Origin of the sequence: Roseivivax sp. THAF30, assembly GCF_009363575.1 — a bacterium.
In the GTDB taxonomy this organism is placed as follows: domain Bacteria; phylum Pseudomonadota; class Alphaproteobacteria; order Rhodobacterales; family Rhodobacteraceae; genus Roseivivax; species Roseivivax halotolerans.
This window is the reverse complement of the sequence record NZ_CP045389.1, coordinates 1,409,123-1,435,211: the sequence shown is the minus strand read 5'-3', so window position 1 is coordinate 1,435,211 and position 26,089 is coordinate 1,409,123. Positions and strand designations below refer to the sequence as shown.

Genomic DNA, 26,089 nt, shown 5'->3' with positions numbered 1-26,089 from the left:
GATGCGGCCGCAGTCAACAGGCAGATCGGCGCACGCCAAGCCCGGCACATGGCGAAAACAAAAAGGTTCGGCCCCTCGTAGGCCGCTTCCGGCAGTCCTGCACCGCAACAACGGGAACACTCAAGTGATGCTAATGAACGCCGCCTTCGCGGTTCCGGGCGATATTTCAGCCATGACCGGCGGCTACCTTTATGATCGCAGCCTGCTCGATGCCTTGCGGAGCGAGGGGTGGAACATGGAGTTGATTTCGCTGTCCGACGCCTTCCCCTTTGCTGACAAGACCACCATGGAGGCGGCAATCGCCACCCTTTCGAAGGTCCCGTCCGACTGCCCGCTGATCATCGACGGCCTGGCCTTCGGAGCTCTTGAAACCGATATGCTGCCCACCATCGAGGCGCCGATCATTGCTCTGGTGCATCACCCGCTTTCCCTCGAAAGCGGATTGCCCGAGGCCGAGGCACGCCGGCTCTACGCGGCGGAACGCGCCAATCTGGAACATGCATTTCATATCCTGGTGCCGAGCCCCCATATCCGGCAGGTTCTCACGTCGGACTACGGCGTGGCCGAGCAGCGGATCACAGTGATCCGGCCGGGTCGATCGGCTTTCGCAACGCCGAAGCAAGCGCAGGCAGGCGAAGGTCCGCCCCTGGTCTTGTCGGTGGGCCTTCTGCATCCGCGCAAAGGGCATGATGTTCTGATCGAAGCGCTTGCTCAAATCACTGACCTTGATTGGCGCGCGGTGATCGTCGGGTCCCCGTGGGAGCCGGGCCATGACGCGGTGCTTCGGACGCAGATCGGGAAGGCAGGTCTGGACGGCCGTGTGACATTGGCTGGCCGGGTCTCCGCCGAGACACTGGAGCAATTCTTCAGCGAGGCGCATCTTTTCGCGCTCGCCACACGCTACGAAGGGTACGGCATCGTTTTTGACGAAGCACTCATCCACGGTCTTCCGATTGTCTCGACGACAGCCGGGGCGGTGCCCGGAACCGTCCCGAGCGACGCTGGAACCTTGGTCCCACCAGAGAACCCGGCTGCCTTTGCCGAGGCACTAAGGGCGCTTCTTGAGGACCCCAAGCGTCATGCGGCGATGGCCGCGAAGGCCCGAGAGGCTGGTGACGCATTGCCGAGCTGGGCAGATGCAGCGGCCGACGTCGGTCAAGTCCTGCGCGCGGCGCAGGTAACACCGTCATGAGCATGACGGATCTCGACCTCGCCATCACGCTCGCCAACGAAGCGGGAGAGATCCTCTTGGAGAAATGGGCCGACCGAGGCCGCCTGTCCATCACCCGGAAACGCGCCGGCGATTTCGCGTCCGAAGCGGATTTTGAAGCCGAGCGACACCTCAAGACCCGGCTATCCCGGCTCCGGCCCGAGGATGGATGGCTCGGCGAGGAGACTGGCGCAGGTCCGGTCTCTGCCCGTCGGTGGATCGTCGACCCCCTGGACGGCACCACCAATTTTCTTCGCGGCATCCCACATTGGGCGGTGTCGATCGCACTCGAGACAGAGGCCGGGCTCAGTGTCGGGGTGGTGCATGATCCGGTCAAACAAGAGACCTTCGCGGCCGGTCCGGGCCCGTCCGCAACGCTCAACGACGCCACTCTTGTCTTGCCCGAGCCCACATCGCTGGAAGCTGCGCTGTTCGGAACCGGCATTCCTTTCGGCGGAATGCCTCATATTGACGAACACGCAAGCGACATCGCACGCCTCATGCCGCTTTGCGCCGGTGTGCGGCGCATGGGGGCGGCCGCGCTCGATCTGGCCTATGTTGCGGCGGGGCGGCTCGACGGGTTCTGGGAACGGCGCCTGCAACCTTGGGACATTGCCGCGGGCCTCGTTCTTCTTCGGCAGGCGGGCGCGCGGGTCGAGGGATGGAAGCCGGGCGAGACGCCGGAAGAATACGGCAACGTGATTGCGGCGCCCGGTGCGATATTCGGCTCTTTCGCCGACGTGCTGCGCCGCACGGATCACGATGTCAGCGCCTAGCCCAGACGCGCAAAAAGGTCGCCTGAGGTTTCTGTCGGTGACAGTCCCGACAGCCAGTCTCTGACTTCGGAAGCTTGCCGCCATTCGGGCCAGAGGAAAGCGCCCGTCTCGCCAGACACGGCGTTGAACGTGTAGGGGCCAAGCGCCGATAGTCGGTCAATCACCGCATGCGTCAGGTCCGGGAAGGCTGGAAGATACTCCACCGAAATCAGCGGCACGGCTTGAGAAAGCCCCGAGAGAACCTGCAGCTCGAAGCCTTCGACGTCGATCTTGATATATCGAGGGTGGCCAAACTGAGCGATCAGCCCGTCCAGTGTCACGACGCGCACCGTCTGGCGCCGATCCCAGCGAACGTGGTCGAAGCCCGGTGTGTTGGCCGCACCAGCTACGAACGCGTTGGTGAGCGATGAGACCGTCGGATGTCGCGACGAGACGGCCATCTCCGCCTCTGTCTCGGTTTCACCCGCCGCAGCCTCGATCAGAGTGATGTCTTTCGGCAGGGTATGTCGCAAAAAGCGCGCGAAGGGCATCTGTGGCTCAAGAGCGATCACGCGGGCGCCTGCCGATCGCATGGCGCGGGCGCGTGTGCCCATATGTGCACCTATATCGAAGACCAGATCACCCGTCGTCAGATGCGAGCGATAGAACCTGCGCCACGTTCGGATCGCGAGCGGGTTGCAGTAGATCACGAAGGACCGGCCAAAGCCCAGCCACTGGTTCATTAACGCGCCCTTCCCTGAAATTCCGTGGAAAACTAGCATCGCGAAACGGCCTGCCAAGGCTTAAGGCTCTATGCTTGTTCAAGAAAACGGCATCTGACTTGTCTCTGTCGCCGCAAGCCTACCTTCACGTGAGCTCGCTGCCGCGATTGGAGACTCGCATTGAATATTTTTCGCCCCTCGCCCGATGATCTTTACTCCAATACCGCTGCGCTCGGGCCGCGGATCGGGGAACAGGTTGCCCGGCTACGGGGCGATCTGAGGCTCGGGCTGTCCGCGGTTTTGTTCGACGAGGCATCCGCGTCGCTTGTCGCTTGGGTCGAGAACCTGACGGACGAGCGGCTGGCGGCAATGCTGCGGCTCGGACAGGCAGAGATGGTCGTGACCGGCCGCCGCGCGGCGGCACTGGGATTGTATTCGGGCGCCGCCCCGACGGGTGCGGTGCGCTTGTCGCTTCAGGGTGCGACCAGCCTCGCGGATCTGCACGCGCTGGCAGGCAGAGGCGATACTGCACCGACCGAAGCTGTCGTGACCCCCGGGGGCCCCGCACGCGAAGCCCACGAGGCAGCAATCCTGCTCGCGAAATCCGAACAGGTTCTGCCCGCGGCGCTTGTGGTGGACCTGTCGGCCCAAGAACCGCAGATCACGCAGCTTGGCCTTGTCAGCATGCAAGCACGAGACGTGATCGCGACCCTCGCGGCAGAGCCGGCGCAGGCCTGTGTCAGCCTGGCCAAACTGCCAATGGCAGTCTCGGATTCAGGCCGAGTGCATGTCTTTCAGACCGGCAACAGCTCGGAGGAGCACTACGCGATCGAGATCGGCAATCCGGATCTGTCCAAGCCCGTCACCGTCAGGCTGCACTCGGCCTGCTTCACCGGCGATGTTCTGGGGAGCAAGAAGTGCGATTGCGGGCCGCAACTGCGCGGCGCGATGCAGGCCATGTCCGACGACGCCGGAGGGGTAATTCTCTATCTCAACCAGGAAGGCAGGGGCATCGGCCTCGCCAACAAGATGCGCGCCTACGGGCTTCAGGAGGCGGGGCTCGACACCGTAGAGGCCAATCACTGGCTCGGTTTCGAAGACGATGAGCGCGATTTCCGCGCGGGGGCAACGATCCTGCATCGTATGGGTATCCGGCAAATCCGGCTCATGACGAACAATCCCGCCAAGATCGCCATTCTGTCTGCGCATGGGATCGAGGTCGTGGAACGGGTTCCGCTGCACGTGGGTCATACCGACTGCAATGAACGATACCTCGCCACGAAGGCGGCCAAGTCGGGACACCTGCTGCCATGAGCGCGCCTGCGCTTTGGTGTGTCGGCCCGTCTGCAGTCGAGGCGCGTCCGGGCGCGCTTGGCGACGGCGTGCCGGTCGAAACGTTATTCTCCGGGATCAGCCGCGGTACTGAACGGCTGGTCTTCGAGGGCCGCGTGCCCGAGAGCGAGTATGAGACGATGCGCGCGCCGGCGCAGGAGGGGACATTCCCGTTTCCCGTCAAATACGGCTATTGCGCCGTGGGCCGAATTTCCGACGGCCGACGCGCTGGCGAGACGGTCTTCGCGCTGCATCCGCATCAGGCTCGATTTTGCATGGCAGACGATATGTTGACGCGCCTGCCGGACGCACTTCCGCCCGAGCGGGCGGTTCTCGGGGCGAATATGGAAACAGCCCTGAACGTGCTCTGGGACAGCGGGGCCGGCGCGGGTGACCGGATCGCGGTCATCGGCGCGGGTGTGATCGGCGCGCTGACAGGGTATCTTGCGCGGCACCTGCCCGGGGCCGACGTCACCCTCGTCGACCGGCTGTCCGACCGGGCAAAACTGGCCGAGGAAATGGGCTGCGCCTTTGCAACGTCTGATCACGCGCCCGGCGCGTGTGACGTGGTGATCAACACCACCGCCAACGCAGACGGGTTGACCCTGGCACTGGAGAGTGCGGGACAGGATGCCACCGTTGTCGAGGCCAGTTGGCACGGCACGGGACCGACGCCCGTGTTCCTCGGCGGGGCCTTTCATAGCCGCCGGCTACGCCTCGTCAGTTCGCAGGTAGGTCATCTGCCGCCTGCCCGCCGGCCGCGTTGGAGCCATGCGCGCCGCATGCAAAAGGCGCTCTCGCTTCTGTGCGATCCGGCGCTCGATGCGTTGATATCGGACGAGACGTCCTTTGAAGAACTACCCGAGCGCTATGGCGAGATCCTTCGCGATCCCGACACGCTCTGCCACCGTATCCGCTACAATTCACATTGAGGTTTCCATGTTCGCCGTCGAAGTCCGCGACCACATCATGATCGGCCACTCGCTTCCTTCGCCCGTATTCGGGCCCGCACAGGGCATGCACGGGGCGACCTTCACGGTCGATGCAGCTTTCTACACCGAAGACATCGATGAGCACGGCCTCGTCGTCGATATCGGCCTTGCCACGGAGGCGCTGACCGCCACGCTCAATCCGCTGCGCTATCAGAACCTGGACCAAGTTCCTGAGTTCAAAGGAAAGTTCACGACGACAGAGTTTTTGTGCAAGCATATCTTCGACCAGATGGCCAAGGCCGTCCGCGACGGGGATCTGCAGGACAAAGGCCGGGTCAAGAAATTGCGGATCCTCCTGCATGAAAGCCACGTGGCGCGCGCGTGGTACGAGGGCGTGATCTGATATGGGGTTTTCCGCTGACTGGCTGGCCTTGCGTGAACCGGCTGACCATGCCGCGCGAGATGCAGATCTGTTGCGCCGGGCCGCAGCGGCAGCGGGGCCCGATCCTGTGATCCTGGATCTCGGGTGCGGCACGGGATCGACCGTGCGGGCGATGTCGAAGTTCCTGCCCGACCATACCCGCTGGTATCTCGTGGATCACGACCCCGACCTCTTGGAGCATGCCGCGCGCAGCGCAGGACCGAAGGCCCGCATAGATCAGAGAGAGCTCGCAGAGCTTGACGGGCTGCCACTCGACGGGGTGACGCTCGTTACGGCATCGGCGCTGCTCGATTTGATGCCGAAGGCGTGGATAGATGAGCTCGCAGCGCTGCTGTCGGTGCCCTTCTATGCAGCGTTGTCCTATGATGGCGCCATGAGTTGGGAACCGGCTTTGCCCGGAGACGAAGAGGCTACGGCCGCGTTCAATCGTCATCAGTGCGGCGACAAGGGGTTGGGCCCGGCGCTCGGGCCACAGGCTGCGTCGAGCACGGCCTCGACACTTTCCAAACAGGGCTTCGCGATCCACCGCGCCAAAAGTCCTTGGCAGCTTGGCGCCGGAGAGGAAGCTCTTCAGGTCGCACTGGTAGAGGGCATTGCTCAAGCAGCCGGAGAGGCGGGGTTCACTCAGGCCGAGGAGTGGAGCCAGCGGCGAATTTGGTCCGCGCGCGGTTCGGCTTGCGTCATCGGCCATGACGACATCTTGGCGCTGCCCAGCCAATGGACAGAAGAGGAGAGTAGACATGGAGCCGATTGATGTGAGCGCCCGCGTCTGGGAACGGTTGCTGGCCGTGCGCCAGGGCCTGTCCTGCACGTGCTGCGGGCAGTGGAGCCCGTCCGAGGCGGCGGCGCTCGCGCTCTACGGCCCGTTGGCGCGCCGGGACCTCGGGCCGGTGGCGGTCGCACAAATCGGCCAGTCGCTCGACGGGCGAATTGCAACGGTCACCGGCGATGCGCGCGATGTCTCGGGACCGGACGGGCTGACTCACCTGCATCGCATGCGGGCGCTGGTCGATGGGATCGTGATTGGCGTGAAAACCGCGCTGCACGACACGCCGCGGATGACGGTCCGGCTTTGTCCCGGCCGTAATCCCGCGCGCATCGTGATCGACCCGACGGGCCGCTTGCCGGACGATGCGCCACTGTTGCAGGACGATGGCACTGGCACGCGGCGCATCATCATTCAATCCGTCGATCGCCCGCGCGCCGACGATGTCGAGGTGATTCATCTGGGAACGCGTGACGGGGTGCTCGATCCGCAATCCATTCTGGAGGCGTTGCAGGAGAAGGGTTTGTCCTCGGTCATGATCGAGGGCGGCGGCATAACCATTTCCCGCTTCCTCGAGGCCGGCTACCTGACGCGGCTTCAAGTCGCGATTGCTCCGCTCTTGATCGGAGCGGGCCAACAGAGTCTCACGATGTCCAATCCGACGCAGACACTGGCTGATGCATTGCGCCCGGAGACGCGTGTCTACTCATTGGGATCAGACGTGGTTTTCGACTGTGCGCTGACAGACGCCGCCGAGGCGGCGAGCTACGCTGTCCACGCGGCCGAATAGAGCCGGCGGACTTTTCAAGCGGCGTTCGGCAAACCGCCAAGGTCCAGCCGCGTGGATATCGGCGGCGAACCGTGTCCTATCCGAACCGCCGGATCTCGGCTCCAGCCAGCACATATCCGATCTCCGCAAGTTGCGTGGTCCTGCTCGCAGTTCCGAACACACCCGTCACGGTCACCGGATCGAAGAGCCCCGATACGTCATAAGGCGTCTCGGTCGTCACGAAGACAAGCTGGTTGGCGGGCGGCGGCGGCACGTGGATACAAGCGCCCACATAAGGAACCAGAATGAACTCCGTTATCCCGGTTCCTCGGTATTCGAGCGGCACGACATAGCCCGACATCCGCACGATCTGGCCGTTCCAGTCGTATCGCACGCCGGAGGATGGCGGCTGACGCGCAGCCATCGCGCCTTCGTCATGCGGCAAAAGACTGCGGATCTCGCCCGGCGGTGACATATCACCTTCGGGCAAGAGATCCCTCCAAGCCAGATCGCGCACGGGCTCGGCGCGGGCCATCGCTCCGAGCAACGTCACGGAGACGCCGATAAGGACCCCACGCCGCGACAGGGATCCGCTCACCATGTCAGGACTTTGATGCGCTCGGCGTCCATCTGGTAGCCCGCGTCCGCGACCAGAGTGGTCAACGGTTTTGCCGAAAGACGCCCGGCAGCCAGCACCGGCTCCCAGAGCTTGTCGTTCGGCCAGGGCTCGCGGGTGGAGACAAAGACGAGCTGATTAGGGGGCGGCGGCGGCGTGTGAATGCAGGCGCCGACATAGGGGACCAGCATGAAGTTGGTCACGCCTTCGACCGTCATCTCGAAGGGCAGAACGAAACCCGGCAGTTCCACGCGCTTGCCGTCGAGCGCCATGTTCAACCTCTGTCCGTTCGCGTCGTATTCGGGATTCCAGAGATCGTTTTCCTCGTCGATCCGGCCGGGTCCGATGATCTGGCCATAGGGCACGCCACGCGGCATCAAATCGTCCCATTCCAGCTCGAGATAGGACCGAGCGAAGGCTTGACGCGGCACGAGGGACGCGGCGGCAAAAGCGAGGATATCTCGCCGGGAGGGAGTGTACGCGGTCATGTCCGTACCATCATGCCATCGGCCAACGACAGGCGGTAGGCCCTCAGCGCCGGCAGGAGGCTCGCGAGGGCCGCCGCACCGATCACAAGCGCGAGAACGACCAGTTCCCGCGCGCTCGGGACCGAGATCGGCAGCCACAAGCCGTAGGCGGCGTCGATCCACGGCTGCGCCACCACCAGACCGCCATACAGGATCACCATCCCGAGCGTCGCACCGAGCGCGGCCATCAGCGCCGCTTCGAGAACGAGAAGCCCGAGGATCGTCACCGGCCTCGCCCCCATCGCGCGCCAGATCGCCATCTCGCGCCGCCGCTCATTGAGCGAGGAGAAGATCATCGCCATCATCCCTAGAAGCGCCGTGACGACGACCATGACCGAGACCCCGATCAGCGCCCTTTCGGCGATTCCGACAATCTGCCAGAGTTCCTGCAGGGCGACACCGGGCAGGATCGCAAGGAGTGGCTCTTCGGGATAGGTGTTGATCCAGCGTTGCAGCCCGAAGATCTGCAGCCGTGAGTTCATTCCGATCAATGCGGCGGTGACGGCGTCGGGCGTCAGGTCCATCTGCCGGATGTCGTCTACGGGCGTCGGCGCTCCGGGCGTGCGCGCACCGGTCTGCCAATCGACATGGATCGCCTCGATCGCCTCAAGACTGACGATCACCGTGCGGTCTACCGGCGTTCCGGTGCGCTCCACGATACCCGCGACACGGAATGGCTGATCGTCGTGGTGTGTAAAGGACGCGACCCCATGCGAGACGATGATCGGATCGCCGACATCGTAGCCCAGCGTCGCGGCAACCTCCGCGCCGATCACGGCATCATAGAGATCGTCGAGACCGTGGCCCTGCCCGATCTCGAGCATACGTCCGCCGCGATAGCGGTAATGCTCGAAAAAGCCGCTTGTCGTGCCCATGACGCGGAACTGGCGGTGGCTGTCGCCAAGCGAGATCGGCACGATCCAGTCGATCTCATCGCGACTCGCGATGTCCCGATAGCTTTCCCAGCTGATATTGTTGGTCGCATTGCCGATGCGGAAAACCGAGTAGAGCAAAAGCTGCACCGATCCCGACCGCGCCCCGACGATGAGGTCGGTGCCCGAAATCGTGTCGGCGAAGCTCGCCTTTGCGCCGGTCCGCACCTTTTCCACGGCGAGAAAGAGGGCGACCGACAAGGCGATGGCGAGGATCGTCATGCCCACGGTCAGGGCCCGCGCCATGAGCGAGGCAAAGGCAAGCCGAAGGATCATGCCGCGCGGCTTTCTCTGAGCAGAATGTCCTCGACGCGCACGACCCGGTCGAACCGTGCGCCCAGCCGTTCGTCATGGCTCACCATCAGAAGCGACGATCCCGTCGCCGCAAGCTGATCGAAGAGAAGCCCCATGAACCCGTCCTGCGTCGCGGCATCGAGCGCCGAAGTCGGCTCGTCCGCGACGATGAGCGGCGGCTGTCCGATCAGCGCACGCGCCACCGCAACGCGCTGCTGTTGTCCGACAGACAAGCGCCCGGCCTTGGCCTGAAGGACGTCATCGGGCAGACCCAGCGCAGAGCAGAGCCGCGCCGCATCACCCTGCTCCGACCGGCCGCGCCGCTCGGGCGCAAAGCGTAGCGGAAGCAGGATGTTGTCGGAGACGCTCGCATAGGGCAGCAAGTTGAATTGCTGGAAGATGACCCCGATCCGCTCTGCCCGGAGCCGGTCGCGCGCCCCTGCCCGCAGGCCCGACAATCGCGTCTCGGCGATTTGGATCTCGCCTGCATCCGGTGTCACGATCCCGCAGATGAGCGACAAGAGCGTCGACTTGCCCGAGCCGCTTTCCCCCAGAAGCAGAACGCTTTCCCCGGCCGCGAGCTGGAAGTCCGGCACCCGGAGGCCGAACGTGTCGCGTCCAGGCCAATGGAACGTGACGTCGCGCAGCGCCAGGGCCGGTGCAGCCATCCTTACTCCAGCGTCAGTTCAGCGGCGTCAGGTGCGAGTTCAGCGGCCCCTGCCCCGCTTGCGGTGACATATTGCACCTCGATCTCGCGGGCATTGCCGAACAGCTCGAAGAAGGGGAAGCCGATCGTGGTCAGCGCAGCCTCGTCCTCGCAGGCAAAGGCGTAGCTTGCGTGGAACTCGCTGTGACCGCCGTTCTCATCTTCGGCGTGGTCGTGATCCTCATCCTCTGCGTGGTCATGGTCGTGGTCGTGGTCACCTTCGACATGGTCGTGATCGCCTGTGTGAAGATGCGCCAGCACCTCGGTCAGGCGGCACCCGGCGGCATCCGGGAGCTTCATGATACTCTCGGGGTCGAGGAACTGCCGGATCGCGGCTTCAACGGCGTCCTTGTCCTCGGGCGTGCTGGCTTCGTACTCGAAGCCCACGATATCGACGCCTGGCGACAGGAGGTCGATCTGGAGCATGCCGTTTTCCAGCGCGATCTCCACGGTGGAGACACCGTGTTCATGCGCGTCGAGGTCGCGCGTCTCCTGAGCGGCGGCGGGCAACGCGAGGCAGATCGCGGCGAAAGAAGTCAGGGTCCGTGTCATGGGTGTCCTTTTCGGTGTCAGTGTTGTCGGAGTGTGTCTGGCATTGCAAAGCTTTTGCGAGGCAGGACGGATCATGCCGGTGCATCCTGCGGTGACGCGCCATTGGGTTCCGGAAAAAGCGTCGAGCGGTCCCGATGCAACATTCCAGCCTCGGCTCGGTTCAACCTGTCCAGGATTGCCTCGGTGGTCGCACCGTCGCGAAGCGCGCGCCGCCAGAGCCGCTCGCACGAACGCGGCGACCAGGGCAGCGCGGCCTGCCGGAGCCATGCCCTGAGGGGCGCGGGCAACGCGTCGAACCGCTCCATCGGGTTGCCGGTCCGCCGCGTCCGGCGCAGGCTGGAGGAGAGATTATGCCTCATACTTCGTCCTCCGGCTCCGTGACGGGATCGAGCACGAGCACGAGACGCGTCTCGCCTGTGCCCACGATCGGCGGTGAGCGATGCAAGAGCCCGGTGCGTGGCTCGCCCGTCCAGAGCGAGCCGCGCAGCACGATGGGAGAGCCTGTCGGCACGGTGAAGACCTTCCTTGGCTCGGCCCCGTCAGTCGAAATGCCGTATTGCGTCCCGGTCCCGCGATAGGTGCAGACAAGCCGCGCCATCATCGCGTCGACATGAAAGCGGCGACAGGCATCCGTCGTGACTGGCTCGAGCCTCAGGCGCAGCCAGGTCGACTTCATCATTCCGGCGAAGATGTCGGCCAGCGCGGCGATATCGTCGACCAGCCGGTCCCGATGGCCACCTGCCGGCATGGATTGGGACGCGCAGACCTGGTCGACTGCCGCACGCACCGCCTCGGGACGAAGGATCAGCCGAGCGCGCGGCAGCAGCTCCGGCGAGACCGTATCGATCCAGTTCTGGAACGCGGACATCGGCTCGCGGTGCCAGATCGTCGCAGCGCAGCCGGGCGTGTGAATGGCCGACAGACCTTCGGGCTGCCGCGAGACCCCGACGCCGATCGCCGCATCCCTCACGATCTCACGCTCGAGGTTCATGCCGCGGCCTTCGCGCGTCGCCATGCCGGGAATGGATCGGGAAAGTCGGGCAGCGCCTCGGGGCCTGCCGCCTGGGCCTCGGGGACCAGCGCCGCGTCGAGCCGCGCTTTCAGGGTCGGCCAATCGATCCCGGACCCGATGAAGACGATCTCTTGCCGCCGGTCGCCCCACGGCTCGATCCAGTGCGCCGCGAGATAGCTCCGCGCGCTGTCATGGGTGGGCCAGCGCTCTTTCGGCACGGACGCCCACCAGGTGCCCAGCGGCGTGACGCTCGACAATGCACCGGCCAGCGAGAACTCGGCCACCCAGTCGGGACGGGTGGCGATCCAGAAATGTCCCTTGGCGCGGATGACGCCGGGCATTTCGGCGTTGAGAACGGCCATGATCCGCTCCGGCACGAAGGGCCGCCGCGCCCGGTAGACGAAGGAGGCGACACCATATTCCTCCGTCTCGGGCACATGGTCGGCAAAGCCGTAGAGCTCCTTCGCCCACATCGGATGTTCATGCGCCTTCTCGAAATCGAAAAGGCCCGTATCGAGGATCGCATCCGCCGGCACATCGGAATGGTTTGTCTCGATAATGCGCGCATCGGCGTTGAGACTGCGGATGATCTTGCGCGCGGCATCCGTCCGCTCGGGGCCGGCATCGCTGATCTTGTTCAGGACAACGACGTCGGCGAACTCGATCTGGTCGGTCAGAAGATGCACGAGCGTCCGTTCGTCCGCCTCTCCCATCGTCTCGCCGCGATCCCGCAGGAAGTCGTGGCTCGAATAATCGTTCAAGAGGTTCACCGCATCGACCACGGTCACCATCGTGTCGAGCTTCGCGACATCCGAGAGGCTGTCGCCATGTTCGTCCCGGAAATCGAAGGTCGCGGCGACAGGCAAGGGCTCCGAGATGCCCGTCGACTCGATCAGCAGGTAGTCGAACCGACCCTCGCCCGCGAGGCGGCGCACCTCGTCCAGAAGATCGTCGCGCAGCGTGCAGCAGATGCAGCCATTGCTCATCTCGACCAGCGTCTCGTCGGTATGGCTTAGATTGGCGCCGCCGTCGCGCACGAGATCCGCGTCGATGTTCACCTCCGACATGTCGTTCACGATGACGGCAACGCGCCGCCCGTCGCGGTTGTTCAGGACACGATTCAGGAGCGTGGTCTTCCCTGCACCGAGAAAGCCGGAAAGGACGGTCACGGGCAGCTTTGGCTCAATCTGGGTCATCTAGGCCTCACGTTACTACGTTATATCGTAACGTCTACGCATGGTATTTGGATGAGGCAACCCTTCCCGGCGCACCGCACCATCGAGCAGGCGAAATCACGCGGAGCGTGGATCAAAAAACGCCGCCGCGACCGATCTTCTGCGGCTACGGCGACGACTGGGACGTATCACACACAACTGAGTGTTGAGGCTACGAGGCGTGGACCGACCGGAGTCCCGCTTGCGACCCGCATGATTCCGGCCATTGCGTCGGGTGGACTGAACAATCCGCAGAACCGCCATCCGGGCCATCCTGGTCTTCTTCCTCGAGAATGGCGCTTTTCATGTCCGAGAGGTCCGTGCTGTGCATCCGGCTCGAAACGCTGTTGAGATAAAGGAAGCGAAAGAACATGATGCCTCCTTACGCTCTGGGTTGCGTATCGGTCTGGATGTCGAGAGTTCTCAACACCCCGTCGAAATGCACCATCTCATCCTTCACGCCCAGCTTGCGGCGTTTGAGCTTCTGGAGCACCACGCTGCATGGTGCCGGACGCTGGCGTTCAGAGGCGATCCGATCCTCAAGCTCACGGTGCCGCTTCTGCAGGGTCGCGAGCCTAGCCTCGATCGAGAACGGCTTGAGCCGGGCAGACGGTGTCATCTCATGTCTCCTTGTATGCGTGATGGACAGGGCGCGGCTCTGTGCCGCCCTAGAGATCTGGGGACGCAACGATCCGCCAAAAGACAGCCGCCGCAGATTGTTCGATAGGCTTTACCTATTGAATGGACGCGGCGTTGCGCGATTGGGCCGCAATCGGCGCCACGACTTGAAGGCTTGATCGGAAAAACCGATATTCATGCAAGCATTCAGCAGGATCTGTTCATGCGCGGCGACATCACCCTGAAGCAGCTCATCTACTTCGTCGCGCTCGCCGACACGAAGCATTACCGCCGAGCCGCCGAACGTGTCGGCATCAGCCAGCCCTCGCTCAGCCAGCAGATTCTCGGGCTCGAAGGCGCGCTCGGTCTCGAACTCGTGGAGCGCGGGCAGCGGGGTGCCGTCCTGACACCGAGCGGGCGGACGGTGCTCGCGCAGGCACGGAAGGTCCTGGCCGAGGTCGAGGTTCTGCGCGGCTCGGCGGTCGATGTTCGCGACGGGATTGCGGGCACGATCCGGATGGGCTCGACCCCCACGATCGGCCCGTATTTCCTCCCGCGCGTGATGCGCCGCCTGCATCGGGATCATCCGGGCCTGAAGGTCATCGTGCGCGACGCGCCGCCCGCGGTCCTCCATGAGGAGCTGATCGCAGGACGTCACGATCTGATCCTGACGCAACTTCCGGTCCGGTCGGCCGACATACAGATCCGGCGGCTGTTCCGAGAGCCTTTGAAACTTGCCGTTGCGCAGGATCACCCGCTGGCGGAACGGGAGAGCCTCACCGATGCCGATCTCGCCGGGCGGGACATCTTGGCGCTCGCCGAAACTTACCCGCTCCACGATCAGATCGCGGCCCTGTGCGACGAGCTTGGCGCCGAGTTGCGGCAGGATTACGAGGGCTCCAGCCTGGATGCGCTGCGGCAGATGACGGCGCTCGATATGGGGCTGAGCTTTCTTCCTGCCCTCTACGTTCATTCCGAAGTTGCGGTCGAGGACGGCGACGTCTCGATCCTGCCCTTTCGGCGGGATCGCGTCGTTCGGTCGGTGGGTCTCGCGTGGAGACGCCGGTCAGCACACGGCGCGCTGATCGACGCGATCTTGGAGGTCGCGCGCCGCGTCGCACGCGAGCATTACGCGTCCGTCGTGAAGGTGGAGTAGCGGCGGCCGGCAGTGATCGCGCTGCCAGCCGCGCGGCCTTCTCAGTTAGACATCAGCTCGAGCGCGTCGCCTTCCAGGATCTCGCCCGTCCCGGCGCTTTCGCCGTCTTTCATCCATTCGAGGGACGTGCCGTCGATCTCTGCTTGGTAGCAGCCGAAGTCGGTGCCGGGATAGCACACGCCCTCGTCGGTGATCTCGTACTCGCCGGATGTCGAGGTATCGTAATAGGTGCCGTCTTCAGCGAAATAGCTGGAATAGCCGCCGCCGCCCATGTCGCCTTGGAACGTGTTGCCGACAAGCGCCTCTTGCAGCTCGTCCTGGGTCGCGGCGAAAGCGGGGGCTGCCAAGGCAGCGATGAATGCGGCGGTCGAGGCGCGTAAAAGTGTCATGGATCATCCTTCATTCTCTGTGATGACCGACAAGCTAGCCTAGCAGCGGATATGTCGAGTCGTCTGACGTGCTCGACAAGGGCGAGGCTATCTGCGCCGACCCAGCAACCAGATGAAGAACAGCCCTCCGATCAGGCCCGTGATGACCCCGATCGGAATATCCTCGGGAGCCATCGCCGTGCGTGCGACGACATCCGTCCAGAGAAGGAAAATCGCGCCGACCACGGCCGAGGCGGGCAGAACGCGGCGATAATCGCCGCCGACAAGCATCCGAACGATATGCGGGACCATCAGCCCGACGAAGCCAATGATCCCCGAGAACGCGACCATGACCCCTGTGATAAGCGCACCAACCGCGAAGACGAGAAGACGAAACCGTGCGACCGGAATACCGAGGGTCGAAGCTGTCTCGTCGCCCACCGTCATCGCGTTGAGCGCGCCCGCGCGTGAGAGAAGCCAGCCGCCGGATGCCACAAGGATCACCAGAGGATAGATCAGTTGGTCCCATCGCGCGAGGCCAAGCCCTCCGAGCATCCAGAAGACCACCGTATGCGAGGCGCGCGGATCACCGAGGAAGATCAGAAGGTTCGCCGCGGCCATCACGATGAAGGACACCGCGACACCGGCCAGCACCAGCCGGTCAGCACTCGTCGCATCGGCAATCCGGGAGACGCCAAGGACGAGTCCCGTCGCCATGAGGGCACCGAAAAACGCAAAGAGCGGCACGGTCAGAAGACCTAGGAACAAGCCTGTGTGCAAAAGCGCGAGGATCGCGCCGAAGGCACCGCCTGACGAGATCCCCAGAAGATGCGGATCGGCGAGCGGGTTGCGGGTCACCGCTTGCAAGCTCGCCCCCACAAGGCCGAGCCCGGCCCCGACCATCATCGCCAGAAGCGCGCGCGGAAAGCGGATGTCCCAGACGATGGCTTCGCGCCCTTGCGACCAGGTCGCCTCGATCATGCCTGGCATGAGCTTGTTGAGAAGGACACCCCAGACCGTTCCCGCGGATACAGAAACGGCGCCCACGGAAACGGCCATCGACAATGAGGCCAAGAGGACCGCGATCCCACCAGCCGCGAGGACCGGCAGCGCCTTGAGGGTCCGTCGTTTCGGGACCGGTGTCGTGCTCTCGACCGTCACCTCACTCGCCCCTGAACGCCTCTGCGAGCGTTTTGACCGCCTTGATGTTGCGCGGTCCCGGCGTTGCTTCAACGTATTCGAGCGTCACGAAGCGATCAGCCTTCACCGCGTCGAGATCCGCGAAGGCCGGGTTCGAGCGCATGAATTCTCGTTTCTGCTCCGCTGTGACCTCGCCGTAATTGACGATCACGATTACTTCGGGGTTGCGCTCAACAACTTCTTCCCAGGTCACAGTGGCCCAGCTCTTTTCGAAATCGTCCATGATATTGCGGCCGCCTGCCGCTTCGATGAGCGCGGTCGGCATCCCGTAGCGGCCCGCGGTAAAGGGTGTGTCCTCGCCGCTGTCGTAGACGAAGACGCGCGGCGGCTCCCCCTCCCCAAGCCCTTCGCTGAACTGGGCCAGTTCCGCCCGATACCCTTCGACCAGCTCCGTCGCCCGCTCTTCGACCTGGAAGATCCGACCGAGGTTCACGAGGTCATCATACATGTCCTCGATGCTCGCCTTTTCCGTCTTCATGATATGCGCGCAGGATTCGGATAATTCGTAGACCTTGATCCCGAAAGGCTCGAGCGTGTCGGGCGTCACTTCGCCGCCGACCTTCATGCCGTAATTCCAACCCGCGAAAAAGAAATCCGCGTCGGCGCCAACCAGCACCTCTTTGGAGGGGTATTTCGCGGAGAGTTCCGGCAGTTCCTCGACGCCCGCGCGCATGTCCTCGTCGAGCGTCTTCCAGCCGGAAATGCCGGTATAGCCGACCATGCGATCAGCCAGACCGAGCACGAGCATCATTTCGGTCAGGTTCACGTCGTTCGCGACCGCCCGCTGAGGCGGCGCGTCGAAGGTGACCGTGCGGTCGCAACTTTTCACGGTGGTTTCAGCACTCGCCATGCCAGCGCCGAGCATCAGGGCGCCGGCCCCGAAAGTGAGGGACTTTATCATATCGGTCATTCTTCTTGCAGGTGAAAGGTGAGGTGGTCCGTTGCGCTCAGGCTCAAATGATCGCGGCGCGCGTCGACGTCGAATGCGCGAGAGACAGATGCTTCGCAGAGCACTGTGTGGGGCGGGCCGAACCCGAGGGTGCGGCCCGATTTGAGGAGCAGCACGTCATCGCAGACGCCCGCGGCCATGTTGAGATCGTGCAGCGACGTGACGATGGTGAGCGGCAGGTCGCGGATCAGCCGAAGCACTTCGAGCTGGTGGCGGATATCGAGATGATTCGTCGGCTCGTCGAGGATCAGAAGGCCCGGCTCCTGTGCCAGCGCGCGAGCCACCATGACCCGCTGACGCTCTCCGCCCGACAAGGTGCCGAGATGACGGTCGGCAAACCCGCGCAGCGCGAGGCGGTCGAGCGCGCCCTCGACGATCTCTGCATCGCGCGCACCGCCAAAACCGCCGAAGCCGGAGCGGTGCGGCGTGCGTCCCAGAGCCACGATTTCGCGCACCGTGAGCGCGAAGTCCGTCGGCTGTTCCTGAAGCACTGCCGCGACCTTCCGCGCCACGTTCCGCGCGGACATGCGCCAGATGTCCTCGCCATCGAGCCAGACATGTCCGCTCGTCGGTCGATAATAGCGATAGAGCAGGCGCAGGAGCGTCGTTTTACCGGCGCCGTTCGGGCCGACGATGCCCAGGACGCGCCCCGGCTTCAGCGCCAAGGTCGTCTCCATCAGGATCGGACTCGTGCCTTTCTTCAGCGTCCAGGACACGCCTTCGAGTTCGAGGCCCGCGGCCGCTTGAGCAGTCAAGGCGTCACCCGTCGGGCACGCGCTCCGCCGCGCCGCGTCGCCTGCGGCAGCCGCAATGTCAGCGGTGCCGGTGACGCGGCCACAGCGCGCGAGACGAGATCGCAAAACACTGCAAGCGCAGGCGAATATCCGGCCGCCGGCAGGGACAGCACCAACGCCCGCTCGGCCTCTTGTGCGAAGCTGCGCTCGCCCGGCAAGGCGCCCAGCCATTGCAGGAAACCGAGATGTCCCATCTCGTCCGCTCGGTCAGGCGGCATGGGTCCTATGTCGAGTTGTGAAATCGTGTATTCGAGAAACATCGCGCCCTCCGCGCAAAGCGGCAGGGCAATCGGGATACCGGCGATGTAATCGTCCCTGTCAGGTCCATCTCTGGCACTCCGTCCCGAGACGCCCCGCCCGGGTTGAAGGTGGCTGCGAAACGCTGATGCGCTCCGGAGATGGCAGGTCTCCTGACTCGCGGGTCATTGCTTGTTCGAACCTTCCCGGGCCCGTGGTGGCCCAGTGGCGACATCGAACGCGCTCTCCGCTCACAGTTGCGGGGGCAGTCACGGATTTGGCGAGTGGTGCCGCACCGTGTTCCCTTTCTCATCCCTTGGCCCGAAGGCCATCGAGAACCATCGACGGCCACGTGCTCACACTCCCTCGTTCGGGTCAAGACGCGGCGGGATCACCCGGGACCAAGCGCAGCCTCAAGTCAAGGAAGCGGTCGGCTCTGCGCCCTGCCCGGCTGTCAGGCCGCCACGCCCTCCGGCACCTTCGCGCCGGTCATGTAGGCCACAGCGTCGGACATCGAATGTTCCTTGGGATCGATCACGCAGAGCCGCTTGCCAAGACGATGGACGTGAATCCGGTCCGCCAGTTCGAAGACATGCGGCATGTTGTGCGAGATCAGGATGATCGGAATGCCCCGGCTTCGCACGTCGAGGATCAGCTCGAGCACCTTGCGGCTTTCCTTCACGCCAAGCGCCGCGGTGGGCTCGTCGAGGATGATGACCTTCGAGCCGAAGGCGGCGGCGCGGGCCACGGCCACGCCCTGCCGCTGACCGCCGGACAGCGTCTCGACCGCCTGGTTGATGTTCTGGATCGTCATCAGGCCAAGATCGTTCAGCTTCTCGCGGGCGATCTGCTCCATCTTCGGCTTGTCGAGCTGGCGCAGCCATTTGCCGCGAAAGCCGGGCCTGCGGATCTCCCGGCCCATGAACATGTTGTCCGCGATCGACAGCGCAGGCGACATGGCAAGGGTCTGGTAGACGGTTTCGATCCCGTGCGCGCGCGCTTCGATGGGCGAATGGAAGAGCACCTTCTTGCCATCGAGCCAGATCTCGCCGGAATCGGGCACCACGGCACCCGAGACGGCCTTCACCAGAGTCGACTTTCCGGCCCCGTTGTCGCCGATCACCGCAAGGATTTCGCCAGGGTAAAGGTCGAAGTCGCAATGATCGATGGCAACGACCTTGCCGAAGCGCTTCACGAGGTTGCGTGCCTTGAGCATGGGTTCGGTCATGTCGTCACCTTTCGGGCCGAGGGCAGCATTGATGCGTGCAAGAGCGTGGTTGGGCGCTTGCTCATGTCGTCACCTTCCGGATCCACTGGTCGACAGCGACCGCGCCGATGATGAGTGCCCCGATGAGAAGGTAAGTCCATTGCGCGTTGGCTCCGGCCATCCGCAGGCCAAGCTCGAAGACGCCCACGATCAGCGCGCCGAAGAAGGCCCCGTAGATCGAGCCGCGCCCGCCAAAGAGCGATATCCCCCCGATCACCACCGCGGTGATGGATTGGATGTTGCCGATCGTGCCCGTCGATGCCGAGGGCGAGACCGAGCCGAAACGGCCGATCATCACCCAGCCCGCGATCCCGCAGATGAACCCCGCGAGCATATAGACGCTCATCAAGGTCTTGTGCCGGTCGACGCCCGCGAGCGAGGCCGCGTCGGGATCGTCGCCGACCGCGTAGACGTGGCGGCCCCATGCTGTCGAGCGCAGACAATAGGCCAGGATCACAACGAGAAGGATCATCGTAACAACGCCGAGCGTGAACCGCGCTCCGCCCCACTCGATTGTCGTGCCCATGAGCTGCAGGATCGGAGCCTCTTCGCGCAAATCCTGGCTCCGGATCGTCTCGTTCTGCGAATACAGATAGTTCGCCGCCAGCACGATCTGCCACATGCCGAGCGTGACGATGAACGGCGGCAGCTTCACGCGGCTGACGAGCCAGCCCGAGATCGCGCCGATGCCCGTGCCGATGGCAAGCCCGAGCGCGATGGAGATCGCGGGCGGTATCCCGTATCGGAACGTGAACTGGCCCATGATGACCGAGCTCAGGACCGCTATCGCGCCGACCGAGAGATCGATGCCCGCGGTCAGGATGATCAGCGATTGCGCCGCGGCCAGAACACCGACGATCTGCACCTGCTGCAGGATCAGCGTCAGGGTGCTCGGCGAAAAGAACCGCTCACCGAGGACGAGGCCGAAAATCACGATTGCGGTGACGAGCACGATCAGCGGGACAAGCGCCGGCGTGACATGCAGCGCGTGCTGGATCTTGCCGACAACGCCCTTGCCGTCGTCGTCGAACTTGGCGACGTCCTGCGAGGCGTCCTTCAGCGAGCTTTCATATTCCGATCCGGCCATGTGCTCTTCCTCCCTCGGAGGGCGCATCGGGCAGGATACGCCGTTGCGTGTGCGGGGGCCCGGGCGACACGCGCCCCCGTCATGGTCTCATACCTCATGTCGGCATGGGGTAGGCCGGGGCCCGGACGCATCCGGGCCACCGGCGATAGCTGGTCAGCCCCAGCAGAGCTCCAGGCCTTCCTCGACCGAGATCGAATCGACACCCTCGACCGGCTCCGAGGCGACGAGCGCGACGCCCGTGTCGTAGAAGTCCTTGCCTTCGGTGTTCTCGGGCAGCGTGCCCTCTTCGGCATATTGCGCGATGGCCTCGATACCGAGGGACGCCATCTGCAGCGGGTATTGCTGCGAGGTGGCCGCGATAACGCCATCGGCGACGTTCTGCACGCCGGGACAGCCGCCATCGACGGAGAGGATCATCACGTCATTCTCGCGGCCCACGGCGGAAAGTGCCTCATAGGCACCGGCTGCGGCCGGCTCGTTGATCGTGTAGACGACGTTGATCTCGGGATCGATCGCCAGGCAGTTCTCCATGGCGGTACGGCCGCCCTCTTCGTTGCCGGCGGTGACTTCGTTGCAGATGATCCGCTCGTCTTCCTCGTCGCCCCACATGTTCTCGTCCATCGTGTCGATGCCGAAGCCCGACAGGAAGCCCTGGTCCCGCAGCACGCCGACGGAGGGCTGGCTGATGGCGAGGTCGAGCATGGCGATCTTGGCATCCGCCGCGGCATCATCGAGCGAGGCCGCAGCATACTGGCCAATCAGCTCACCGGCGAGGAAGTTGTCCGTCGCGAAGGTGGCGTCAGCCGCATCGGCGGGCTCAAGCGGCGTGTCGAGCGCGATGACCAAGAGGCCCGCATCCCGCGCTTGCTGCACCGGGTCGACGATCGCGGCGGTGTCGGAGGCGGTGATCAGGATACCGCTCGCGCCGTTGGCGATGCAGGTCTCGATCGCCGCGACCTGGCTTTCATGGTCGCCGTCGATCTGACCGGCATAGGAGTTCAGCTCGATGCCGAGCTCCTCGGCCTTCGCCTCCGCGCCTTCGCGCATCTTGACGAAGAACGGATTGGTCTCGGTCTTGGTGATGAGGCAGGCGGATACATCCTCCTGCGCGAAGGATGCGCCTGTGGACGCGATCAGGGCCAGAGCCGACCCGGTCAGTAGCTTCTTCATGATGTCCTCCCGTGGGGCGACCTCCCTGCCGCCCTTTCACACCTCATGGATAGGTCGATTCCCGCGCGCCGGTCAATAAATAAATCCACTTGATTTATTAAGTCGCATTCGCGAGGGTCGGTCCTGAAAGGATCCGGCCGATGACAAAGGCGACTATTCGCGGGCTGAGCAGCGGTGCCAACCAGCAAGGCGTCCGCGACTATAACGAACGTCTCATCCTGACGACGATCCAGCGCGGCGGCGCCATGCCCGGCAGCTCGCTTGCCAAGGCGACCGGGCTGTCGCCCCAGACCATCTCCGTAATCCTGCGTTCGCTCGAGGCGGAGGGGCTGGTGGAGCGCGGCGATCCGCAGCGCGGCCATATCGGCAAGCCGCGCGTGCCCATGCGGCTGCGTCCTGACGGCGCCTATTCAGTCGGGCTGAAGCTCGGGCGGCGCAATTCGGATATGGTTCTCACCGATCTGTCCGGTCGGATCCTCGGGCACAGAAATACCCGCTACGCCTTTCCGCAACCGGGCCCGGTCCTCGACTTTCTGGAGCGCGGGCTGGAAGAGTTGCTGACACCGCTCGGGGCCGATGCCGCGCGGGTCGCGGGGATCGGCGTCGCGCGCCCCTTCGAGATGTGGAAATGGCCCGACGCCATCGGCGCACAGCCCGCCGAGCTCAATGCCTGGGCCGATCTTGACGTCGCGGAGGAGATCGGGCGCTTCTCGGATCTGCCCGTCATCATCGAGAACGACGCCACCGCCGCCTGCCGGGCCGAGCATATCTACGGGCGCGGCAAGGAATTCCGCGACTACGCCTATTTCTACATCGGCTCCTTCATCGGGGGCGGTATCGTGCTAAACCATACCGTTTTCGAGGGAGCCTCGGGCAATGCCGGCGCGCTCGGCAATCTGCCGGCGCAATCGCCGGCGGGCCAGCGCGGTCAGCTCCTCGATTTCGCATCACTCTATCTTCTGGAAGATGCTCTCGTCTCGAAGGGCGAGCCGCGCGATCTTCTCTGGCGCGATCCGCAGGACTGGACGGACTTCGAGACCGAACTTGGCGACTGGACACGCACTGCCGCGCATCACCTGGCGCGGGCAGCCCTGACCGTGACGGCCATCATCGATTTCGAGGCAGTGCTGATCGACGGGGCTTTCCCGGAGGCCGTCCGCGCTCGCCTGGTCGATGCGGTGCACTCCGAGATGCAGGCGCTCGACGCGCGCGGGCTCATCCCTCCCCGGATCGAGGCAGGGTCAATCGGTGCTCTTGCCCGCGAAAAAGGAGCGGCGACAGCGCCGATCATCTCGCGCTACCTGATGGACACCCATCGCGGCCTCAACGTCGCCTGACAAGGTCTGCCAGCATCAAGCCGTGCCGGCTGCCTGCAGCTCCGCCTCGAGCTTCTGCTCTTCTGCCGCGCGAGGCTTGGAGAACCGCGCCAGCAAGAGATACGCCACCGGGGTCAGGTAAAGCGTCGAGATCGTTGCGAGCCCAAGCCCGCCAACGATGACCCATCCCAGCGCCTCGCGCGCCTCGGCGCCCGCCCCTGTCGACAGGATCAAGGGCACGCCGCCGAGAACGGTCGAGACCATCGTCATCATCACCGGCCGCAGCCGGATCGTTGCGGCGTTCAGGATCGCGCTGCCGACATCCTCGCCGCGATCCCGCAACTGGTTTGCGAACTCGACGATCAGAATCCCGTTCTTGGCCATGATCCCGACAAGCATCACCAATCCGATCTGCGAATAGACGTTGAGGCTGAGCCCGGTGAACAAAAGCGCGAAGGCGGCGCAGGCCAGCCCGATCGGCACGGTTACCATGATGACGATGGCCGAAATGAAGCTCTCGAATTGCGCGGAGAGCACCAGCAGCACCACCACGATCGCGAAGCCGAAGGTGACCAACAGGCCGCTCGATGTCGCGTCAAGCTCCGCCGCCTCCGCCAGAGGCACGATGCGGTTCTGCTCGGCCAGAACGTCCTCGGCGATCTGTTCCACCTGCGCCAGCGCCGAGCCGAGCGCCAGCTCCGGCGTGAGGCCCGCCGAGATCTCGACCGAGCGGTTCTGACCCTCGCGGTCGAGCTCCGGTGCGACCGCGCGCTCTTCCAGACGCACGAAGCTTGCCATCGGCACCATCTGGCCATCGCCGGCCTGCACGAAAATATTCTCAAGATCGCCCGGATCATCTACGGGGTTGGCGGTCGAGATCATCTGAACGTCATAGCTGGTATCATTCACGAACACCGATCCGACGGAGCGCCCGTCCAGAACCGCGCGCAAGGCATCGGCAAGCCCGGTGATATCGATGCCGAGATCGGACGCCCGTGCCCGGTCGATCTCGATGAAAAGTTGCGGCTGCGTGGTCTCGTATTCGAGCCGGACCTGCCCCATCGCCGGATCTTCCTGCATCCTTGCGACCAACTCTTCGGACACCTCCGCAAGCTGGGCATAATTGTCGCCGGTCACGGCGAAGCTCAAGCCGCGCCCCGCCCCACGAATACCGAGCGAATTGGGCTGGATCGCGAAGGCGCGCACGCCAATGACATCCCTGAGCTTGCCGTTGATCTCGCCCACGATCTCCTGCTGCGCGCGGTCCCTCTGGTCCCATTCGGCGAGCGAGAACACCATGAAACCGCGATTCTCGGAGCCGAAGCCAGTGATCGAGAAGACGTTGGTGATCTCGCCCGTCTCTCTCAGCGGCTGCACCAGCGCTTCGATCTCGCGCATTTTCGAAGTCGTGTAGTCGAGCGACACGCCTTGCGGTGCGGTGACGCTCAGGAGGGCGACGGCGCGATCCTCCGACGGCGTCAGCTCCTGCCGGATACCGCCCGCGACGAAAACCGCAGTCAGTGCGAAGAGCGCCGCCACCAGAACGACAACGAAAGGCACGGCCAGAGCGGCGCGAAGCGTCGATGCGTATATCGCCGAAAGTCGATTTCCGATCCAGATGATCGGCCCGCGCTCCGCGGATTCTTGGGGTTTGCGGAGCAGCTTGCTGGCGAGCACCGGACACAAGGTCAGCGCCACGAGGGACGAGAGCATCACCGCCATCGCCAGCGTGAAACCGAATTCGCGGAAGAGACCGCCGGCCTGCCCCGGCAAGAACGACAGCGGCACGAAGACAGCGGCAAGCGTCGCGGTGGTGGTGACGACTGCGAAGAAGACCTGCCGCGTTCCAAGAACCGCCGCCGCGCGCGGGCCGATTCCTTCGGAGCGGCGGCGAACGATGTTCTCCAGCACGACGATCGCGTCATCGACCACCATGCCGGTTGCCAGCACAAGCGCAAGAAGCGTGAGGATATTGACCGAGAAGCCGACAAGGTAGATCGCCGCAAGCGTGCCGATCAAGGCGACGGGAAGGGTCAGCGTGGGGATCAAGGTCGCGCGCAGATCCCGCAGGAACACGAAGATGACGACCACGACGATCGCAACCGCGAGACCGAGCGTCTTCAATACCTCCTCGATCGATCCGCGAATGAAGGTCGCATCGTCCGAAGTCACGAAGATCGAGACATCGTCCGGCAGCGTCGCGTCAAGATCGGCGACGACCGCGCGGACATCGGCGGAAATCTCGAGCGTGTTGCTGGTAGCCTGGCGAACGATGCCGATGCCAAGACCGGTCTGACCGTTGGCGCGCAGGACGGTCTCGTCCGGCTCCGGGCCGAGCGTCACCTGCGCGACGTCGCCGAGGATGACGTTCTCACTGATCTGCAGTGCCTCGAACGCGGCAGGCGTCGCGACGGTCGCGGTCGTCCGCACGTTAATCGTCTGGCGGTTCCCGCTCAGACCACCGGCGGGCGCATCATAGGCGATATTGGACAGCGCTCCGCGAATATCGGCCAGGGTCAGCCCCCGGCTCGCAAGCTCGAACTGGTCGATATCGACACGGAAGATCGGCTCTCGGTCGCCGTAGATCTGCAGATCGGCCACGCCCGCGACCGAGATCAAGCGGTCTTCCACGCGCTCCCGCACGAGGCGCGTGAGATCCTGCGGCGAGCGCGCGGGAGAGGTCACCGCGATCCTCATGACCGGCTGGGCGTCGGAATCGGCTTTCACCACCTCGGGCGCGTCCACGCCTTCGGGCAGATCGTTGGCGATCCGGGCGATCACGTCACGCGTATCGGTCGCCGCCACGTCGATATCGACATCATCCTCGAATTCGAGCGTGACCCGGCTGCGTCCGAAGCGGGAATTGGACGAGATGCTGCGAACGCCCGAAACGCGGCCCGCCGCACCCTCAATCCGTCCTGTCAGTTCCTGATCGACCGTCTCGGGAGAGGCGCCGGAAAACTCCGTGGTGATCGAGATCACCGGACGGTCGACGCTCGGCAACTCGCGGATCTCGACACCGAAGAGCCCGGCGATCCCGGCGATGACGATCAGCGCGCTCAGAACGAAAGCGAGGATCGGCCGCCGCACGAAAAGCGCGACGCCCGATGCGCCGGTTGCGGTTGAGGACGTGGCGTCAGACATGC

General features: G+C 64.3%; 28 protein-coding genes and 1 riboswitch. Of the genes, 9 read left to right on the top strand and 19 right to left on the bottom strand.

Translation table 11 applies throughout. The annotated features are described in order from the left end of the window. Positions 1–133 precede the first annotated feature (133 nt). Positions 134–1,192, top strand: a complete 1,059-nt coding sequence (locus tag FIU91_RS06990; RefSeq protein WP_152461950.1) for a glycosyltransferase family 4 protein — start codon at positions 134–136, stop codon at positions 1,190–1,192. Further along, positions 1,189–1,986, top strand: coding sequence for an inositol monophosphatase family protein (locus FIU91_RS06985; protein ID WP_152461949.1), 798 nt, complete (start codon positions 1,189–1,191; stop codon positions 1,984–1,986). Before FIU91_RS06990 ends, FIU91_RS06985 begins: the two co-directional genes overlap by 4 nt. Here FIU91_RS06985 and FIU91_RS06980 read toward each other — a convergent pair. After that, positions 1,983–2,708, bottom strand: a complete 726-nt coding sequence (locus FIU91_RS06980; protein WP_152461948.1) for an FkbM family methyltransferase — start codon at positions 2,706–2,708, stop codon at positions 1,983–1,985. The two genes, FIU91_RS06985 and FIU91_RS06980, sit on opposite strands and share 4 nt — an antisense overlap. A 159-nt stretch (positions 2,709–2,867) precedes the next feature. Between FIU91_RS06980 and ribA the strand changes: the two genes are divergently transcribed. The 5 genes from ribA to FIU91_RS06955 are packed head-to-tail and all read left to right on the top strand — an operon-like array spanning position 2,868 to position 6,949. Continuing rightward, positions 2,868–4,001 carry a GTP cyclohydrolase II gene (ribA, locus tag FIU91_RS06975; RefSeq protein ID WP_152461947.1) on the top strand — a complete coding sequence of 378 codons (1,134 nt, stop codon included), beginning with the start codon at positions 2,868–2,870 and terminating at the stop codon, positions 3,999–4,001. Then, positions 3,998–4,951 carry a zinc-binding alcohol dehydrogenase gene (locus FIU91_RS06970; protein WP_152461946.1) on the top strand — a complete coding sequence of 318 codons (954 nt, stop codon included), beginning with the start codon at positions 3,998–4,000 and terminating at the stop codon, positions 4,949–4,951. The genes ribA and FIU91_RS06970 overlap by 4 nt, the downstream gene beginning before the upstream one ends. 7 nt (positions 4,952–4,958) lie before the next feature. After that, positions 4,959–5,354: a 6-carboxytetrahydropterin synthase gene (locus tag FIU91_RS06965; RefSeq protein WP_152461945.1), complete on the top strand. Its 396-nt coding sequence runs from the start codon at positions 4,959–4,961 to the stop codon at positions 5,352–5,354. 1 nt (position 5,355) lies between these two features. Further along, entirely contained in the window at positions 5,356–6,147 is a 792-nt protein-coding gene (locus FIU91_RS06960; protein WP_152461944.1) for a trans-aconitate 2-methyltransferase, read from the top strand. Then, complete coding sequence (locus FIU91_RS06955; RefSeq protein WP_093016021.1) at positions 6,134–6,949, top strand: RibD family protein; 816 nt, start codon at positions 6,134–6,136, stop codon at positions 6,947–6,949. Before FIU91_RS06960 ends, FIU91_RS06955 begins: the two co-directional genes overlap by 14 nt. 76 nt (positions 6,950–7,025) lie before the next feature. Here FIU91_RS06955 and FIU91_RS06950 read toward each other — a convergent pair whose 3' ends face one another. The 9 genes from FIU91_RS06950 to FIU91_RS06910 all read right to left on the bottom strand — a co-directional run bounded on the left by FIU91_RS06950 (position 7,026) and on the right by FIU91_RS06910 (position 13,400). Further along, positions 7,026–7,529, bottom strand: a complete 504-nt coding sequence (locus FIU91_RS06950; protein WP_152461943.1) for a DUF3299 domain-containing protein — start codon at positions 7,527–7,529, stop codon at positions 7,026–7,028. Further along, a complete protein-coding gene (locus FIU91_RS06945) occupies positions 7,523–8,032 on the bottom strand; it encodes a DUF3299 domain-containing protein (RefSeq protein ID WP_152461942.1) in 510 nt (169 codons plus the stop codon). Before FIU91_RS06945 ends, FIU91_RS06950 begins: the two co-directional genes overlap by 7 nt. Continuing rightward, the gene (locus tag FIU91_RS06940) at positions 8,029–9,279 is read right to left on the bottom strand and encodes an ABC transporter permease (protein ID WP_152461941.1); all 1,251 of its coding nucleotides are present in this window, start codon (positions 9,277–9,279) and stop codon (positions 8,029–8,031) included. The genes FIU91_RS06945 and FIU91_RS06940 overlap by 4 nt, the downstream gene beginning before the upstream one ends. Continuing rightward, positions 9,276–9,965 carry an ABC transporter ATP-binding protein gene (locus tag FIU91_RS06935; RefSeq protein ID WP_152461940.1) on the bottom strand — a complete coding sequence of 230 codons (690 nt, stop codon included), beginning with the start codon at positions 9,963–9,965 and terminating at the stop codon, positions 9,276–9,278. Before FIU91_RS06935 ends, FIU91_RS06940 begins: the two co-directional genes overlap by 4 nt. A 2-nt stretch (positions 9,966–9,967) precedes the next feature. Continuing rightward, positions 9,968–10,555, bottom strand: a complete 588-nt coding sequence (locus tag FIU91_RS06930; protein WP_152461939.1) for a DUF2796 domain-containing protein — start codon at positions 10,553–10,555, stop codon at positions 9,968–9,970. A gap of 71 nt (positions 10,556–10,626) precedes the next feature. Beyond that, positions 10,627–10,914 carry a DUF6525 family protein gene (locus FIU91_RS06925; protein WP_152461938.1) on the bottom strand — a complete coding sequence of 96 codons (288 nt, stop codon included), beginning with the start codon at positions 10,912–10,914 and terminating at the stop codon, positions 10,627–10,629. Then, entirely contained in the window at positions 10,911–11,546 is a 636-nt protein-coding gene (locus FIU91_RS06920; RefSeq protein ID WP_152461937.1) for a DUF1826 domain-containing protein, read from the bottom strand. The genes FIU91_RS06925 and FIU91_RS06920 overlap by 4 nt, the downstream gene beginning before the upstream one ends. Next, the gene (locus FIU91_RS06915) at positions 11,543–12,763 is read right to left on the bottom strand and encodes a GTP-binding protein (protein ID WP_152461936.1); all 1,221 of its coding nucleotides are present in this window, start codon (positions 12,761–12,763) and stop codon (positions 11,543–11,545) included. The genes FIU91_RS06920 and FIU91_RS06915 overlap by 4 nt, the downstream gene beginning before the upstream one ends. A 400-nt stretch (positions 12,764–13,163) precedes the next feature. Next, a complete protein-coding gene (locus FIU91_RS06910; protein WP_152461935.1) occupies positions 13,164–13,400 on the bottom strand; it encodes a YdcH family protein in 237 nt (78 codons plus the stop codon). 222 nt (positions 13,401–13,622) lie between these two features. On the opposite strand from FIU91_RS06910, the gene FIU91_RS06905 reads away from it, so the two are divergent. Further along, the gene (locus FIU91_RS06905) at positions 13,623–14,555 is read left to right on the top strand and encodes a hydrogen peroxide-inducible genes activator (RefSeq protein ID WP_152461934.1); all 933 of its coding nucleotides are present in this window, start codon (positions 13,623–13,625) and stop codon (positions 14,553–14,555) included. A 41-nt stretch (positions 14,556–14,596) separates the two neighbouring features. Here FIU91_RS06905 and FIU91_RS06900 read toward each other — a convergent pair whose 3' ends face one another. The 8 genes from FIU91_RS06900 to FIU91_RS06865 all read right to left on the bottom strand — a co-directional run bounded on the left by FIU91_RS06900 (position 14,597) and on the right by FIU91_RS06865 (position 21,627). Continuing rightward, the gene (locus FIU91_RS06900) at positions 14,597–14,944 is read right to left on the bottom strand and encodes a hypothetical protein (protein WP_093013738.1); all 348 of its coding nucleotides are present in this window, start codon (positions 14,942–14,944) and stop codon (positions 14,597–14,599) included. Positions 14,945–15,031: 87 nt separating this feature from the next. After that, positions 15,032–16,033, bottom strand: a complete 1,002-nt coding sequence (locus tag FIU91_RS06895) for an iron ABC transporter permease (RefSeq protein WP_254702103.1) — start codon at positions 16,031–16,033, stop codon at positions 15,032–15,034. Positions 16,034–16,085: 52 nt separating this feature from the next. After that, positions 16,086–17,024, bottom strand: a complete 939-nt coding sequence (locus tag FIU91_RS06890; RefSeq protein WP_216651633.1) for an ABC transporter substrate-binding protein — start codon at positions 17,022–17,024, stop codon at positions 16,086–16,088. Positions 17,025–17,029: 5 nt separating this feature from the next. Next, entirely contained in the window at positions 17,030–17,827 is a 798-nt protein-coding gene (locus tag FIU91_RS06885; RefSeq protein WP_371418267.1) for an ABC transporter ATP-binding protein, read from the bottom strand. Beyond that, a complete protein-coding gene (locus FIU91_RS06880) occupies positions 17,824–18,126 on the bottom strand; it encodes a hypothetical protein (protein WP_152461931.1) in 303 nt (100 codons plus the stop codon). Before FIU91_RS06880 ends, FIU91_RS06885 begins: the two co-directional genes overlap by 4 nt. Before the next feature lie 122 nt (positions 18,127–18,248). Beyond that, a riboswitch (cobalamin riboswitch) is annotated at positions 18,249–18,461 on the bottom strand. Between the two features lie 96 nt (positions 18,462–18,557). Next, positions 18,558–19,331: an ATP-binding cassette domain-containing protein gene (locus FIU91_RS06875; protein WP_093013747.1), complete on the bottom strand. Its 774-nt coding sequence runs from the start codon at positions 19,329–19,331 to the stop codon at positions 18,558–18,560. Between the two features lie 61 nt (positions 19,332–19,392). Beyond that, a complete protein-coding gene (locus FIU91_RS06870; RefSeq protein WP_152461930.1) occupies positions 19,393–20,457 on the bottom strand; it encodes an ABC transporter permease in 1,065 nt (354 codons plus the stop codon). 153 nt (positions 20,458–20,610) lie between these two features. Next, complete coding sequence (locus FIU91_RS06865) at positions 20,611–21,627, bottom strand: substrate-binding domain-containing protein (RefSeq protein ID WP_152461929.1); 1,017 nt, start codon at positions 21,625–21,627, stop codon at positions 20,611–20,613. A gap of 140 nt (positions 21,628–21,767) precedes the next feature. Here FIU91_RS06865 and FIU91_RS06860 point away from each other — a divergent pair, with 140 nt between their 5' ends. Beyond that, entirely contained in the window at positions 21,768–22,964 is a 1,197-nt protein-coding gene (locus FIU91_RS06860; RefSeq protein ID WP_152461928.1) for an ROK family transcriptional regulator, read from the top strand. Positions 22,965–22,979: 15 nt separating this feature from the next. Here the strand turns inward: FIU91_RS06860 and FIU91_RS06855 are convergent, their stop codons facing one another. Then, a complete protein-coding gene (locus FIU91_RS06855) occupies positions 22,980–26,087 on the bottom strand; it encodes an efflux RND transporter permease subunit (protein WP_152461927.1) in 3,108 nt (1,035 codons plus the stop codon). Between the last annotated feature and the right edge of the window lie 2 nt (positions 26,088–26,089).

What these genes read in the sequence shown, in the direction of transcription:
- FIU91_RS06990 (WP_152461950.1), top strand. Translation starts at nt 134, where the DNA reads ATGAACGCCGCCTTCGCGGTTCCGGGCGATATTTCAGCCATGACCGGC.
- FIU91_RS06985 (WP_152461949.1), top strand. Translation starts at nt 1,189, where the DNA reads ATGAGCATGACGGATCTCGACCTCGCCATCACGCTCGCCAACGAAGCG.
- FIU91_RS06980 (WP_152461948.1), bottom strand. Translation starts at nt 2,708, where the DNA reads ATGAACCAGTGGCTGGGCTTTGGCCGGTCCTTCGTGATCTACTGCAAC.
- FIU91_RS06970 (WP_152461946.1), top strand. Translation starts at nt 3,998, where the DNA reads ATGAGCGCGCCTGCGCTTTGGTGTGTCGGCCCGTCTGCAGTCGAGGCG.
- FIU91_RS06965 (WP_152461945.1), top strand. Translation starts at nt 4,959, where the DNA reads ATGTTCGCCGTCGAAGTCCGCGACCACATCATGATCGGCCACTCGCTT.
- FIU91_RS06960 (WP_152461944.1), top strand. Translation starts at nt 5,356, where the DNA reads ATGGGGTTTTCCGCTGACTGGCTGGCCTTGCGTGAACCGGCTGACCAT.
- FIU91_RS06955 (WP_093016021.1), top strand. Translation starts at nt 6,134, where the DNA reads ATGGAGCCGATTGATGTGAGCGCCCGCGTCTGGGAACGGTTGCTGGCC.
- FIU91_RS06950 (WP_152461943.1), bottom strand. Translation starts at nt 7,529, where the DNA reads ATGGTGAGCGGATCCCTGTCGCGGCGTGGGGTCCTTATCGGCGTCTCC.
- FIU91_RS06945 (WP_152461942.1), bottom strand. Translation starts at nt 8,032, where the DNA reads ATGACCGCGTACACTCCCTCCCGGCGAGATATCCTCGCTTTTGCCGCC.
- FIU91_RS06940 (WP_152461941.1), bottom strand. Translation starts at nt 9,279, where the DNA reads ATGATCCTTCGGCTTGCCTTTGCCTCGCTCATGGCGCGGGCCCTGACC.
- FIU91_RS06935 (WP_152461940.1), bottom strand. Translation starts at nt 9,965, where the DNA reads ATGGCTGCACCGGCCCTGGCGCTGCGCGACGTCACGTTCCATTGGCCT.
- FIU91_RS06930 (WP_152461939.1), bottom strand. Translation starts at nt 10,555, where the DNA reads ATGACACGGACCCTGACTTCTTTCGCCGCGATCTGCCTCGCGTTGCCC.
- FIU91_RS06925 (WP_152461938.1), bottom strand. Translation starts at nt 10,914, where the DNA reads ATGAGGCATAATCTCTCCTCCAGCCTGCGCCGGACGCGGCGGACCGGC.
- FIU91_RS06920 (WP_152461937.1), bottom strand. Translation starts at nt 11,546, where the DNA reads ATGAACCTCGAGCGTGAGATCGTGAGGGATGCGGCGATCGGCGTCGGG.
- FIU91_RS06915 (WP_152461936.1), bottom strand. Translation starts at nt 12,763, where the DNA reads ATGACCCAGATTGAGCCAAAGCTGCCCGTGACCGTCCTTTCCGGCTTT.
- FIU91_RS06910 (WP_152461935.1), bottom strand. Translation starts at nt 13,400, where the DNA reads ATGACACCGTCTGCCCGGCTCAAGCCGTTCTCGATCGAGGCTAGGCTC.
- FIU91_RS06905 (WP_152461934.1), top strand. Translation starts at nt 13,623, where the DNA reads ATGCGCGGCGACATCACCCTGAAGCAGCTCATCTACTTCGTCGCGCTC.
- FIU91_RS06900 (WP_093013738.1), bottom strand. Translation starts at nt 14,944, where the DNA reads ATGACACTTTTACGCGCCTCGACCGCCGCATTCATCGCTGCCTTGGCA.
- FIU91_RS06890 (WP_216651633.1), bottom strand. Translation starts at nt 17,024, where the DNA reads ATGATAAAGTCCCTCACTTTCGGGGCCGGCGCCCTGATGCTCGGCGCT.
- FIU91_RS06880 (WP_152461931.1), bottom strand. Translation starts at nt 18,126, where the DNA reads ATGTTTCTCGAATACACGATTTCACAACTCGACATAGGACCCATGCCG.
- FIU91_RS06875 (WP_093013747.1), bottom strand. Translation starts at nt 19,331, where the DNA reads ATGACCGAACCCATGCTCAAGGCACGCAACCTCGTGAAGCGCTTCGGC.
- FIU91_RS06870 (WP_152461930.1), bottom strand. Translation starts at nt 20,457, where the DNA reads ATGGCCGGATCGGAATATGAAAGCTCGCTGAAGGACGCCTCGCAGGAC.
- FIU91_RS06865 (WP_152461929.1), bottom strand. Translation starts at nt 21,627, where the DNA reads ATGAAGAAGCTACTGACCGGGTCGGCTCTGGCCCTGATCGCGTCCACA.
- FIU91_RS06860 (WP_152461928.1), top strand. Translation starts at nt 21,768, where the DNA reads ATGACAAAGGCGACTATTCGCGGGCTGAGCAGCGGTGCCAACCAGCAA.
- FIU91_RS06855 (WP_152461927.1), bottom strand. Translation starts at nt 26,087, where the DNA reads ATGTCTGACGCCACGTCCTCAACCGCAACCGGCGCATCGGGCGTCGCG.